Origin of the sequence: Pseudomonas sp. B28(2017) (assembly GCF_002113025.1) — a bacterium.
In the GTDB taxonomy this organism is placed as follows: Bacteria; Pseudomonadota; Gammaproteobacteria; order Pseudomonadales; family Pseudomonadaceae; genus Aquipseudomonas.
The window spans coordinates 317,348-329,308 of record NZ_NEJH01000002.1 but is presented as its reverse complement, the minus strand read 5'-3'; the positions used below and the strand labels follow the sequence as shown (position 1 = coordinate 329,308).

The following is an 11,961-nucleotide window of genomic DNA, read 5'->3' as shown; positions in this document are numbered from 1 at the left end:
TGACAGACCGCTATCGCGAGCAGGCTCGCTCCCACATTGGTTTTCAGTGTCAGACCTTTAGAACCAACTTCCCGAAATTCTCCCCGCTGAACAACTTCATCAACGTCTCCGGGAAAGTCTCCAGTCCTTCGACGATGTCTTCCTTGCTCTTGAGCTGCCCCTTGGCCATCCAGCCGGCCATTTCCTGGGCGGCACTGGCGTATTGGGCGGCGTAGTCCATCACCACAAAGCCTTCCATGCGCGCGCGGTTGACCAGTAGCGACAGATAATTGGCCGGCCCCTTGACCGCTTCCTTGTTGTTGTACTGGCTGATGGCACCGCAAATCACCACCCGCGCCTTCATGTTCAGGCGGCTCAACACCGCATCGAGGATGTCGCCACCCACGTTATCGAAATACACGTCGACGCCTTTCGGGCACTCGCGCTTGAGACCGACGAGGACGTCTTCACTCTTGTAGTCGATAGCACCATCGAAACCCAGTTCATCGATCAGGAACTTGCACTTGTCCGCGCCGCCGGCGATGCCGACTACCCGGCACCCTTTGATCTTGGCGATCTGCCCGGCAATGCTGCCCACGGCGCCGGCCGCGCCCGACAGCACCACGGTGTCACCGGCCTTCGGCGCGCCGACGTCGAGCAGGGCGAAGTACGCGGTCATCCCGGTCATGCCCAGTGCGGACAAGTAACGTGGCAGGGGGGCCAGTTTCGGATCGACCTTGTAGAAGCCCCGTGGCTCGCCGAGAAAGTAATCCTGCACGCCGATGGCGCCATTAACGTAATCCCCGACTGCAAAGCCAGGGGTGTTCGACGCAATGACTTTGCCTACACCCAATGCGCGCATGACTTCGCCGAGCCCGACCGGCGGGATGTAGGACTTGCCCTCATTCATCCAGCCACGCATGGCCGGATCCAGGGACAGGTATTCGTTTTTGACCAGGATCTGACCCGCCGCCGGTTCGCCGACCGGCACCTCCTGGTAAGTGAATGTCTCGCGGGTCGCCGCGCCAACCGGACGTTTGGCGAGCAGGAATTGGCGATTGGTCTGGGAGGTCATGGCAGGCACTCAAGATGAATGAAGCTTTGTTGATAGCCGGTCAGCGACGATGCCGCAAGTTTGGCTGATGCGGCGAATGCACGTTGATCCAGTGCAGTGATAGTTGGTACGGAAGTTCCATCACTGCAAATCATGGGCGCCCAACCGGAGTCTTGATAGTGCTGCCGTGTTCAAGACCTCCATGGCTAGACTGGTCATGCGCGATTCCCCGCTTTCTTCTCTTCGAGGACATAACAATGAGCATGACGTTTTCCGGCCAGGTGGTCGTGGTAACGGGTGGGGCGGCCGGTATTGGCCGCGCGACTGCCCAGGCATTTGCCGCCGAGGGCCTGAAAGTAGTGGTGGCCGATATGGACACGGCGGGCGGCGAGGGCACGGTGGCGCTGATTCGTACGGCTGGTGGCGAAGCCACCTTCGTGCGCTGCAACGTTACCCTGGAAAACGATGTAAAAAATCTGATGGATGAGGTGATCAATACTTACGGCCGCCTTGACTATGCCTTCAATAATGCCGGCATCGAAATCGAGAAAGGCAAGCTGGCCGAGGGTACGCTCGACGAGTTCGACGCGATCATGGGCGTCAACGTCAAAGGTGTCTGGCTGTGCATGAAATACCAATTGCCGCTGCTGCTGGCGCAAGGGGGCGGCGCGATCGTCAATACGGCATCGGTGGCCGGCCTTGGGGCAGCGCCGAAAATGAGCATCTACGCAGCCTCTAAACATGCGGTGATCGGCCTGACCAAATCGGCGGCCATTGAGTACGCCAAGAAAAAGATCCGGGTCAATGCAGTGTGCCCGGCGGTGATCGACACGGATATGTTCCGTCGAGCGTATGAAGCCGACCCGAAAAAAGGCGAGTTCGCCAACGCCATGCATCCGGTCGGTCGCATCGGCAAGGTCGAAGAGATCGCCAGCGCGGTGCTGTATCTGTGCAGCGATGGAGCGGCGTTCACCACCGGCCATTCGTTGGCGGTGGATGGCGGCGTTACTGCGTTCTGAACCAGCGCTTCACAATGCTAGGAAACACGGAACCTGTGGGAGCAACTGTCTAACCCTGCCGTTCGTCATCGCCATTCGGTGCCGTCGCGCAGCATGGCATTCAGCCTGATCAGTAGCACCCGCATGCAGGCGATGAGCGCGACTTTCGCGCTCTTGCCTCGCTCCCGCAGCCCGTGCGCTCCTTCAGGCCACAGCCCGGGATCGACCTCAAGCGTTCTGAAAACGACGTCGGCGTAGCTTTTTGCCATTATTCCGGCGCCAGAGCCTTGTGTTGCCACTGGCCCGTTGCGAATCTGCGCCTACAGACTTTGGCAGGGGACTAAGTGCAATGAATTCGGCCGTGCAAGGACGTTTTGCCAACCTCGGTATGGCGAAAAAACTGGGTCTCGGGTTTGTCCTGGTGCTGTTGTTGACTGCGCTGGTGGCGGGCATTGGCGTTTGGTCCCTGCAAACCATCAGCCAGCGCTTCGACGGGCTCAAGCAAATGTCATCGCTCAACAGCGGTTTGCTCAAGGTGCGGCTGCTGGAGCAGGAGTACGCCTTGCATGGCAATCCGAAGACCGTCGATGCCCTGCACGAGGGCGTCGATGGCCTGATCGCCCTGGCCGGCCAGCTCAAGGCGGCGTCTGCGGCCAACGTGCCGGTGATGAATGATGTCGAACAGTCTTTGGGGGCCTATCGCAAGGCCTTCGACGAGTTTGTCTCGCTCACCCAGGCCAAGGACCTGGCGCTGGAAATGGCCAGTTGGTCGGTGTCCAGCGTGGCCAACAATCTTGATGTTTTGCAATCCGGGCTCGCCGATGACGGCGCCTATACGCTGAAAGATTCCGAAGGCAAGGACGGTGCGCAATTCATCGAGCAGGCCAGTCAGGTCAGCCAGGTTTCACGCTTGATGCTGCAAGCCATGAATGAAGCGCGTGTCCGTCTGGATCAAAGCCGCAAAGGCGACGACAGCGCGGGGCAGGGCAAGATCGAACAGGCCAGCCAGGCATTGGCCCAGGCCGAGCAGCTCAAGACCACGGTCAAGGACGAGGGTTACCAGACCGTCCTCAATGAGGTGGCGGGCCATATCGCCAGTTTCAGTGACAAGCTTGCCGAGTACACCGGCCTGCTGGAGCAGGAAAAAACCGTCTATCAACAATTGCACCAGCGCGCAGCCCAAGTGGTCGAGCGGGTGGATCAGGCTTATGTCGCTGAAGATTTGGCGATGCAGGCCGAACTGAAAAAGAACTCGTTGCTGATCCTCGGCTCTTCCGCGTTGGCCTTGCTGGTTGGGCTGGTTGCCGCATGGTTCATTACCCGGTTGATCGTGGCCCCGCTGCGCAGCGTGATTCATGTGGCGCAGCAGATTGCCTCAGGGGATTTGAGTGCGACCATTGACGTGACCCGCCGTGACGAAATCGGTCAGTTGATGCAGGCAATGCAGCAAATGGGCGCGGGGCTCAGTCATATCGTCAGCGGCTTGCAGTCGGGTATCGAGCAGTTGGCGACTTCCGCCCAATCGCTGTCGGCAGTGACTGAACAGACCAACCTCGAAGTCAGCACGCAGAAGGAGGAAACCGAACAGGTCGCCACCGCGATGAATCAGATGACGGCCACGGTGCATGATGTCGCACGCAATGCCGAAGAGGCGGCGTTAGCCGCGCAAACGGCTGACGGCAAGGTTGAAAGCGGTCAGCAGGTAGTGCGCCAGAGCATGGTGCGGATCGAACAGTTGGCGGATTCGGCCTCATCGGCCAGTTCGAGCATCGAAAGCCTGAGTGCGGAAATCCAGAACATCGGCACGGTTTTGAGTGTGATCAAAAGCGTGGCCGAGCAGACCAACCTGTTGGCGTTGAACGCGGCAATCGAGGCGGCCCGGGCTGGCGAGCAGGGCAGGGGCTTTGCCGTGGTGGCCGATGAAGTACGTGCACTGGCCAGGCGAACCCAGCAATCGACCGAGGAAATCGAACGCCTGGTCAGCGCTTTGCGCGCGGCGGCGCAGTCGTCGGTACAGCAGATCCAGAGCAGTGGCGAATTGGTGAAGCTGGCGGTCAGCGATGCCTTGCAGACCGAGAGTGCGCTGGGAAGTATTGCGGCAGCGGTATCGTTGATCCAGCAGATGAATCAGCAGATCGCCGCGGCAGCCGAGGAGCAGAGCTCGGTGGCCGAAGAGATCAACCGCAGTGTCACCAGTATTCGTGCCAGTGCCGATCAGTCATCGCTGGCGATGCAGGGCAATGCCGCATCCAGTATCGAGCTGGCGCAACTGGGGGTTGAGCTGAAGGGGATGGTGGGGCATTTCAGGCTTTGAAATGATCTTGGGCTAGGCCAAAAAAAGCCACCTCGCGGTGGCTTTTCTGTTTTCGCTGATCAGTCGTAGATCACTTTCTTTTTCCAGTCCGCGTCAGCCTCGACGTCTTTGAGGCCTTCGGTCAACTGGTTGACCTCGCCTTCGACCGGCGCAATGCGATCCATGACCTGGTCATTGGCGCGGGCCAGGAGTTTTTCCAGATATTCCAGTTGTTCGGCGTAGACCTGTGGTTCCTGTTGTTTGCGCAGGTATTGCACGCCGCGTTCGAATGCCAGGCGAGCCTGCCCGGGCTGGTTCTGTTGCAGAGAGTGCTGGCCGAGGTTGTTGAAGAACTCGATGTGTAGCAGCACGAGGATGTGGCGCACTTCACGGATCCAGCGTTTGGCCTCGTTGGGGGCCATGAAGCCGTCCTGTGCCGCGCGGGTGATTTGACCGTGCAGCGCTTCGAGCAGGAAACGTACATCCTTGGCCTTGGCTTCGGTCTGGATCGGTGCCGGTGGATTGTTGACCGGGATGGATTCACCCTGGCCGACAAGGGTCTCCAGTTCGGCGATCCGTGCCTTGAGGTTGGCGCTGGATTTTTCCAGATTGAGCAGGCGCTGGCAGACGTTCAGTTCCAGGCGGGCCAACAACAGCTTGAGTGCCGGGGTCATCAGTTGGCCGGGGAACGTCTCGGTGATCTCGCCGCAGCGTCGCAGCCGATCGTTGAGTTCAATCTTGGTACGGGCCTTTTCCAGCTTGTTGTTTTCCACCACATGGTTGATGTAACCAATGGCGATCAACAGTGCGATCCCGGCTACAACGAGCAGGGTGATCATGAGTGGCGTCACCGGTAAGACCTCTTGTTAGGATACGCATGCGAATTGAGTGGCTTGGCATTTGAGCGCCCAGGCCCGCACGACGGGCTGGATCGGACATGCCTGCGCTTGTATCGGCCGCAGCCCCGCTTCTATGAATGGTGGCACGTGATATACAGATTGCCATCACTGGTGGACTATAACGTCTTGGCGGGTGCCAGAATATAGGCGTCAAACGCCGGGCAGCGGAAAAATCGCAATAGCCCCCAAAACCAGGGCGAAGTCATTGATTTAAATAAATTTATATCAGGGGGTTGACGACCTCTCAATCCATCCATAGAATGCGCGCCACTTGCAGCGTAAAGCACACAGCGAAACGCGGCAGGGAGTGAATGTTGTAGTGTGTCCCCTTCGTCTAGTGGCCTAGGACACCGCCCTTTCACGGCGGTAACAGGGGTTCGAGTCCCCTAGGGGACGCCAATGCGGGAATAGCTCAGTTGGTAGAGCACGACCTTGCCAAGGTCGGGGTCGCGAGTTCGAGTCTCGTTTCCCGCTCCAATTTTAAACAGCGTTGCTTTCGGGCAGGGCTGAGTGAAACCAGAACCAAGTCTTCGGATGCGGATCTGGGCACCGAAACACACACCATGTGTTCCGGGCAGCGTGTCCCCTTCGTCTAGTGGCCTAGGACACCGCCCTTTCACGGCGGTAACAGGGGTTCGAGTCCCCTAGGGGACGCCATTTGCGGGAATAGCTCAGTTGGTAGAGCACGACCTTGCCAAGGTCGGGGTCGCGAGTTCGAGTCTCGTTTCCCGCTCCATATTTAACGAAAACGCCGCTCATAGAGCGGCGTTTTTGTTTGCGCGTAAAAAAACCGGATCAACCGCTGAGGCTTTGTACCAGGCTTTCGAGCGCTTCAGTGGTTTCTTCATCCGGCACCGGTTGTGTAGCCGCAGCCGCTTTGATTTGGCGTGCAACGCGGTATTCGCTCGGTGTGCAGTTGGCGAACTGCTTGAAGGCACGGGCGAAGTAGGAAGGATCCTTGAAACCGGCCTCATAGCCGATGCTGGTAATCGGCATCTGGCTGTTGTCGAGCAGTTCTTTGGCGAAGTTCATGCGCTTGTCCAGGATGTAATCCGTGAAGCCAAGCCCATTGGCTTCCTTGAACAGGCGGCTGAAGCGAAATGTCGTCATGCCGCAGCGCTTTGCCAGTTCCCTCTGATCGATGCTGTCTCGAAAGTGCTGTTCGATGTACAGCATGATATTGCTCAGCGCCTGGTGTTTCTGGTGTCCCGAGGTCAGCCGGATGCTGTCCGGCAGGGTCGGTGAGTGGTCGATCTGCGATGACTTGCCCTGGCCCTTGGCATTTCGGCGCAGCTCGCAGAGCTGCGCCAGCGCCGTCAGGTAGCGCTTCCTCTCGCTGGTCGAGAGCGGGAGCACCATGTATTCCCAGACACTGGAACGCATGGCCCATACAGCCAGTTCCTCCGAGTGCTGCACGGTGAACATGGTGATCGGAATGCTGGGTGTGGTGCGTTTGATCTCCAGCAATAGCCTCAAGCCTTGCGTGTCGGGGCGATCAAAGTGGATGCAGATCATGTCTGCCTGTTCCCTGACGGGCAGCACGGAGTTTTTCGCCAGATCGCAGTCGCAGGTGTCCTCGAACTGCGCGACGAGTTCTTTCGTGGAACGATCATGAGTCAGATCGAACCACAGGAGCGATGGCCTTTGGGTCAAGTTGGACGTCATGTCTCTACTCTGGGGTTCTGGGTGACTCTCTTCGCCAGTATTGCCAAGGTGCTATCACTTTGCAGATTTAATCCTGATAGAAAAGACGTTTTTTAGTTCTGTTCGCTCTATGGGTTGCCTGGAAGGCAGCCCGGGCGAGTGTTTGTTGATGTGTTTTCGACAAACCGGCTTTAACCGCTTGTCGCTTGTGAATCAATGACAATTGCCTTTGGTTTTCAACGCCTTGTTTACCCCTCCCGTTACTTCTGCAAAGGCCAATGACCCGTATTTGGCCGCCCAGCAAAAAAGTCCTAGCGATGTGCAAAATCTTCCTAACGCCCATGCCTTGCCCCTGACTAGTGTTGCACTCAGGCAGCGCAGAACGTACTGCCTCAGAAAAAACAACATTCGAGTGAGGTGGGCAAAATGATCATGCAAACAATCAAGGCTTCGGTACTGAAGTTCGTCAAAGACGAAGATGGCCTGACCATTGTGGAATACGCGGTGGCGGGTGGGCTGATTACGGTGGCTGTTGCCGCAATGTTTGTAACTTTGGGTACCAACGTGAACACCAAGATCACAGCGCTGTGCACTGCGGTCAAAGGCTCTGCCTGCTGATGACGGCAACTCACGGAGGCGGGGCGCGGCGATATCCATGGAGCAACCGGTTTCTACTGTTTCGCTGATAGACCGGGTAATTCGATGGACTTCGCGCTGTCCCCGCCAATGTACTTACTGAGCCGAATGGCCGCTGATGTGAGGTACACAAAAATGACTCTGCAAACTATCAGAACCTCGATAAGCAAGTTCATCAAAGATGAAGATGGCCTGACCATTGTGGAGTACGCCGTTGCCGGTGGGTTAGTTACGGTAGCTGTTGCCGCAATGTTTGTAACTCTGGGCGGCGAGGTGAACACCAAGATCACAGCGTTGTGCACAGCGGTCAAAGGTTCTGCCTGCTAACGATAATCCCGGTCGGGGAGACGCGCCATGTCCATGGAGTTGCTGGTGTCGACAGTTGTACTGGTAGGACTGCTGGGCGTCGCGGTGGTGAGCGATCTGCTTCACCACCGTATTCCCAACATGCTGGTCCTGTTGGGCCTTGCCCTGGGACTGGGGGCTCAAATGTATTCGGGTGGCATCAGTGGCTTGGGTGACAGCCTGTTGGGCATTCTGATCTGTTTTGCGCTGTTCCTGCCCATGTACGCCTTCGGTGGCATGGCCGCCGGCGACGTCAAGTTGATGGCCATGGTCGGCAGTTTTCTACCCTTCCATTTCGCGTTGTGGGCTGCAATGTTCAGTTTGATTGCCGGCGGAATATGCGGTTTTTTGATCGTGCTGTATCGCGGTCAATTGTTTCAGACCCTGGGGCGTTATTGGCTGATTCTTAGGGCGCAGGCTTATTTGGCGCCAACTTCGGATGAAGTAGCCGGCAAGCCATTTCCTTATTCGATTGCAATTTTGATCGGCACGCTGGGCAGCATCTATTGGCAACTCATTGCCAGTGGGTTGGGAGATTAGTCATGCACGTCATGGTTGATACTGATGCCTTCCCCAATGAACGGGAAGCGGTGCAACGACTGGCTCCTCAGCCGTGCACAATCCGTGAAACCGGTCTGACCGACAGTTTTCTCGGTGAGTTGGTGTGCAAGCATTTGTTTGATGCCGGTGTGCTGGACATGTCGCGGCTGGTGGATCGCCTGGCGCTGACCGGCGCGGTACTTGATGAAGTCCTGGCGTTTCTGCGCAAGGATGGCCGTGTCGAAGTGCTTGGCCAGGTGAGTCAAACGGGTGGGCAGATGCTGCGTTATGGCCTGACCGAACGGGGTCGCAGTGCCGCCCGCGATGCCCTGTCGCGCAGTGGCTATATCGGTGCGGCCCCCTTCCCGGTGAGTACCTACCGGTCCCTGATCAAGCTGCAAACCATTCACCATGGTCGCATCACTGCCAACGATATGCGTAATGCTCTTACCGGCGTAGTGCTCACGGAGGGCATGCTCGATCAGTTGGGTGTGGCGATGAACTCCGGGCGGGCGATCATGATTTATGGCCCTGCGGGTACCGGCAAGACTTATGTCAGCAGTCGGCTGATCCGTCTGTTCGCCGAGGCCATCTGGGTTCCTCATGCCATCGTCATCAACGAGTCAGTGATCGAGATCTATGACCCGCAGGTGCATCAGCGGCTCGATGATCACGTTCAACAGAACAATCTGATGCTCAGTGAGGGGATCGACCGTCGACTGCTGCGCTGCAAACGCCCGATCGTCATCACCGGCGGTGAGTTGAGCATGGAACAACTGGACGTTCGCTATGACCCCTTCACCCGTCAATACCAGGCCGCCTTGCAGCTCAAGGCCAGCAATGGCCTGTTCATCATCGACGACATGGGACGCCAGCGCATGGCCCCCGCCGAACTGTTGAATCGCTGGATCGTGCCGATGGAAGAGAAACGCGATTTCCTCAACCTGGGCGGCGGTCGGCATTGCGAGCTGCCGTTCGATCTGATTCTGGTGTTTTCCACCAACCTCAATCCCCTGGAGCTGGCCGATGAGGCCTTCCTTCGCCGGATTGGCTACAAGCTGCATTTCGGTTACCTGAAGCCCGAGGAGTACGAAAAGATCTGGCGTATGGAAAGCGAGCGTCTGGGTATTTCCTATGACCCGCTGTTGGTGCGTTATGTGCTGCAAAGGCTGTATGCAAGTGAAGGCATGCCCCTGGTGCCCTGCCATCCCCGCGATCTCCTGAACATGGCGCTCGATCGCCAGCGTTATATCGGCGGTTCCGGACCACTGTCACCGAAAGAGTTGGAATGGGCTTGGCACAACTACTTCGTCCAGCTCGACTTTCTTTGATACGGAGATACTGACATGAGCTCTCGTACGCTGACCCTGATAGGCGTTTCTCTGGCCATGGGCCTTGGCGCTGCATGGATGGCCGACTCCTGGCTGAGTGCGCGGCTCAATGCCAGCCCGGATGACCACCTTCGAAACGTGGTGGTCGCCACGGTAGAGATTCCATTCGGGCAGATGGTCGAGGCCCAGCAGGTCACGACCGTACGCATGCCCATGGATACGATCCCGGACGATGCCTTCGATGCCAGCGAAAAAGCCGTGGGCAAGATCGCAACGTTCGACATTCTGCGGGGCGACATCGTGCGTGGTGCGCGTCTGAGCGAGCACCTGGGGGGCAGCACCCTGGCTTCCCTGATTGATCCTGACAAACGCGCCATATCGGTACGGGTGGACGATGTAGTGGGCGTGGGCGGTTTCCTGCTGCCGGGTAACCGGGTCGATGTATTGGCGACCAAAACCACCAATGCCGGCAGTAACAACGCCACGTCCAGGACCATCCTCGAGAACTTGCGGGTGTTGGCAGTGGATCAGACCGCAGGTACCGACAAGACCCAACCGGTCGTGGTGCGCGCAGTGACCCTGGAGATGTCGGCCGCTGAAGCGGAAGCCCTGGTAACGGCGCAGACGGAAGGCAAGTTGCAACTGGCGCTGCGTAATCCACTGAACCTCGAGAAGAAAAGCCCGGCCGTTGCACCTGCTGCCCCCGCTCCGGCGGCCATGGCTATGGCCACCACCGAGACGCCAAAACCCATGGTACAGCGCAGCAATGGCGGGGGTGGAGGTATCACCGTGATCCGCGGGATCGAAGCCAAAGTAGTCAACATTCGCTGACAAGGCACAAGGGTAATGGCAGAGCCGGCCCGGATCAGTATCGCCAATCGAGGGCTTGATGATGAATCTTCGTATTCAGCGGCCGTTCACTTCGACGGCAAGGCGCCAGGAAGGATCGGTGAGTGTTTTGATGGTGATCGCGTTGGCGGTGATGGGCATGATGGCCGCGCTGGCTCTGGACGGCGGGCATCTGATGCTGAACAAAACGCGCCTGCAGAATGCGGTGGATGCCGCCGCCCTGAGTGGCGCCAAAACCCTGAGTCAGGTGGCGGGTGCCAGCAACAGTGCCAGCACTACGAAGACCGCCGCGCTGAATACGCTGGTACAGAATGCCAATGCCACGGGCAACAACGAACTGGCCACGGCTGTGGGCGGTAACGCTGCTGCATTTGCAGTGGTGGAACTGGCAAGCAGCGTCTATGGCCCGTTCTCCTATCCCGGGCCGGCGAATGCCAAGTACGTTCGGGTGTCGGTACCGAGCTTTGGCCTGACCGGATTTTTCTGGAATTTCGCCCAGGTCTTCGGCACTGGCGGCCTGGGAACCAAGGCAGTGGCGGCGATCGCCACCGCGGGTCCCAGCCCGACCAACCCATGCGATGTCGCTCCGTTGATGATCTGTGGCGACTCGACACAATACAACCCGGCCGCAGGCATGTTCTGGGGTTTCCAGTTTGGTGATTTGCAGGTATTGAAGTCAGCGGCCAACAATTCGTCCCCCATCGGCCCTGGCAACTTTCAATTGCTCGATTTCGGTTCGGGCGGCAGTTCGGTCAGAGAAGACCTGGCCGGTGGCGGCACGGTCTGCCGCAATGTGGGGGAGACTGTCCAGACCTCACCCGGCAACACTGTCGGCCCTGCGTCCCAAGGCTTGAATACGCGCTTCGGCATCTACAACGGCCCGGTCAGTGCCTCGAACTATCCGCCAGACATGGTGACGTCGTCGAGCAGTCCAGCGATCACTTACAACGACTCGGTCACCCCGGCGCAGACGCTCTACAAAGGACAACCCGTCACCTCGAGTAATGGCAATCTCACCGCGGGTAGTAACGCGATACTGGACTACAACGACTGGAAGGCAAGCGTTGCCGCCTGTGTGGCGGGGTCCGGAAGTGGTTGTCAGAGCGGAGGAGTCTTCGAGCGTCGGATGCTGAAAATTGTCGTTGGCAACTGCACTGGCAAACAGGGTGGTTCAACCACCATCCCTGTCCTGGGCTTTGGCTGCTATTTCGTGGTGCAGCCTATGGATGGCGGCGGCACGCAAGCGCAGATTTTCGGCCAGTTTGTGCGCGAATGCGAAGGCGACAACGTGGCCGGCCCCTCGCCGTCGACCGATTCCGGCCCGCAGATCATCCAGCTGTACAAAACCTATCTCAACGGCAGCGGTACTCCGAGCACTGACTCTTAGGGGGCG

11 protein-coding genes, 4 tRNA genes and 2 pseudogenes are annotated in these 11,961 nt (G+C 58.2%); 13 read left to right on the top strand and 4 right to left on the bottom strand.

Translation table 11 applies throughout. The annotated features are described in order from the left end of the window. Positions 1-49: 49 nt before the first annotated feature. Positions 50-1,054, bottom strand: a complete 1,005-nt coding sequence (locus CAF65_RS06235; protein ID WP_085715517.1) for an NADP-dependent oxidoreductase — start codon at positions 1,052-1,054, stop codon at positions 50-52. 236 nt (positions 1,055-1,290) lie between these two features. Between CAF65_RS06235 and CAF65_RS06230 the strand changes: the two genes are divergently transcribed. Further along, positions 1,291-2,052, top strand: coding sequence for an SDR family oxidoreductase (locus tag CAF65_RS06230; RefSeq protein WP_085715516.1), 762 nt, complete (start codon positions 1,291-1,293; stop codon positions 2,050-2,052). Positions 2,053-2,117: 65 nt separating this feature from the next. On the opposite strand, the pseudogene CAF65_RS27810 reads toward CAF65_RS06230, so the two are convergent. After that, positions 2,118-2,222 (bottom strand): annotated as a pseudogene (locus CAF65_RS27810) (IS110 family transposase); the annotation flags it as partial. A gap of 158 nt (positions 2,223-2,380) precedes the next feature. Here CAF65_RS27810 and CAF65_RS29015 point away from each other — a divergent pair. Beyond that, positions 2,381-3,484, top strand: a pseudogene (locus CAF65_RS29015) (HAMP domain-containing protein); the annotation flags it as partial. Further along, positions 3,464-4,345 (top strand): methyl-accepting chemotaxis protein, encoded by an 882-nt coding sequence (locus CAF65_RS29010; protein WP_371919002.1) that lies wholly within the window; start codon positions 3,464-3,466, stop codon positions 4,343-4,345. The pseudogene CAF65_RS29015 and the gene CAF65_RS29010, both read left to right, overlap by 21 nt. 59 nt (positions 4,346-4,404) lie before the next feature. Here the strand turns inward: CAF65_RS29010 and CAF65_RS06215 are convergent, their stop codons facing one another. Next, positions 4,405-5,163, bottom strand: coding sequence for a hypothetical protein (locus CAF65_RS06215; protein ID WP_178076660.1), 759 nt, complete (start codon positions 5,161-5,163; stop codon positions 4,405-4,407). A gap of 383 nt (positions 5,164-5,546) precedes the next feature. Here CAF65_RS06215 and CAF65_RS06210 point away from each other — a divergent pair. The 4 genes from CAF65_RS06210 to CAF65_RS06195 all read left to right on the top strand — a co-directional run bounded on the left by CAF65_RS06210 (position 5,547) and on the right by CAF65_RS06195 (position 5,959). Next, a tRNA-Glu gene (locus tag CAF65_RS06210) sits at positions 5,547-5,622 on the top strand. 2 nt (positions 5,623-5,624) lie between these two features. Further along, positions 5,625-5,700 (top strand) — tRNA-Gly (locus tag CAF65_RS06205). Between the two features lie 104 nt (positions 5,701-5,804). Next, positions 5,805-5,880 (top strand) — tRNA-Glu (locus CAF65_RS06200). Positions 5,881-5,883: 3 nt separating this feature from the next. Next, positions 5,884-5,959 (top strand) — tRNA-Gly (locus CAF65_RS06195). Between the two features lie 59 nt (positions 5,960-6,018). Here CAF65_RS06195 and CAF65_RS06190 read toward each other — a convergent pair. Then, a complete protein-coding gene (locus tag CAF65_RS06190; protein ID WP_085715512.1) occupies positions 6,019-6,888 on the bottom strand; it encodes a DNA-binding response regulator in 870 nt (289 codons plus the stop codon). A gap of 405 nt (positions 6,889-7,293) precedes the next feature. Here CAF65_RS06190 and CAF65_RS06185 point away from each other — a divergent pair, with 405 nt between their 5' ends. The 6 genes from CAF65_RS06185 (at position 7,294) to CAF65_RS06160 (ending at position 11,955) form a co-directional block, all read left to right on the top strand. Beyond that, a complete protein-coding gene (locus tag CAF65_RS06185; protein WP_085715511.1) occupies positions 7,294-7,485 on the top strand; it encodes a Flp family type IVb pilin in 192 nt (63 codons plus the stop codon). 153 nt (positions 7,486-7,638) lie between these two features. Continuing rightward, complete coding sequence (locus CAF65_RS06180) at positions 7,639-7,830, top strand: Flp family type IVb pilin (RefSeq protein ID WP_085716002.1); 192 nt, start codon at positions 7,639-7,641, stop codon at positions 7,828-7,830. 27 nt (positions 7,831-7,857) lie between these two features. Continuing rightward, positions 7,858-8,388, top strand: coding sequence for a prepilin peptidase (locus tag CAF65_RS06175; protein ID WP_085715510.1), 531 nt, complete (start codon positions 7,858-7,860; stop codon positions 8,386-8,388). A 2-nt stretch (positions 8,389-8,390) separates the two neighbouring features. Next, a complete protein-coding gene (locus tag CAF65_RS06170; RefSeq protein ID WP_085715509.1) occupies positions 8,391-9,719 on the top strand; it encodes an AAA family ATPase in 1,329 nt (442 codons plus the stop codon). A 15-nt stretch (positions 9,720-9,734) separates the two neighbouring features. Further along, positions 9,735-10,550: a Flp pilus assembly protein CpaB gene (cpaB, locus tag CAF65_RS06165; RefSeq protein ID WP_085715508.1), complete on the top strand. Its 816-nt coding sequence runs from the start codon at positions 9,735-9,737 to the stop codon at positions 10,548-10,550. 58 nt (positions 10,551-10,608) lie between these two features. After that, on the top strand, positions 10,609-11,955 hold the full coding sequence (locus CAF65_RS06160) for a TadE/TadG family type IV pilus assembly protein (RefSeq protein WP_085715507.1): 1,347 nt from the start codon (positions 10,609-10,611) through the stop codon (positions 11,953-11,955). Positions 11,956-11,961: the final 6 nt, after the last annotated feature.

What these genes read in the sequence shown, in the direction of transcription:
- CAF65_RS06235 (WP_085715517.1), bottom strand. Translation starts at nt 1,054, where the DNA reads ATGACCTCCCAGACCAATCGCCAATTCCTGCTCGCCAAACGTCCGGTT.
- CAF65_RS06230 (WP_085715516.1), top strand. Translation starts at nt 1,291, where the DNA reads ATGAGCATGACGTTTTCCGGCCAGGTGGTCGTGGTAACGGGTGGGGCG.
- CAF65_RS29010 (WP_371919002.1), top strand. Translation starts at nt 3,464, where the DNA reads ATGCAGGCAATGCAGCAAATGGGCGCGGGGCTCAGTCATATCGTCAGC.
- CAF65_RS06215 (WP_178076660.1), bottom strand. Translation starts at nt 5,163, where the DNA reads ATGATCACCCTGCTCGTTGTAGCCGGGATCGCACTGTTGATCGCCATT.
- CAF65_RS06190 (WP_085715512.1), bottom strand. Translation starts at nt 6,888, where the DNA reads ATGACGTCCAACTTGACCCAAAGGCCATCGCTCCTGTGGTTCGATCTG.
- CAF65_RS06185 (WP_085715511.1), top strand. Translation starts at nt 7,294, where the DNA reads ATGATCATGCAAACAATCAAGGCTTCGGTACTGAAGTTCGTCAAAGAC.
- CAF65_RS06180 (WP_085716002.1), top strand. Translation starts at nt 7,639, where the DNA reads ATGACTCTGCAAACTATCAGAACCTCGATAAGCAAGTTCATCAAAGAT.
- CAF65_RS06175 (WP_085715510.1), top strand. Translation starts at nt 7,858, where the DNA reads ATGTCCATGGAGTTGCTGGTGTCGACAGTTGTACTGGTAGGACTGCTG.
- CAF65_RS06170 (WP_085715509.1), top strand. Translation starts at nt 8,391, where the DNA reads ATGCACGTCATGGTTGATACTGATGCCTTCCCCAATGAACGGGAAGCG.
- cpaB (WP_085715508.1), top strand. Translation starts at nt 9,735, where the DNA reads ATGAGCTCTCGTACGCTGACCCTGATAGGCGTTTCTCTGGCCATGGGC.
- CAF65_RS06160 (WP_085715507.1), top strand. Translation starts at nt 10,609, where the DNA reads ATGATGAATCTTCGTATTCAGCGGCCGTTCACTTCGACGGCAAGGCGC.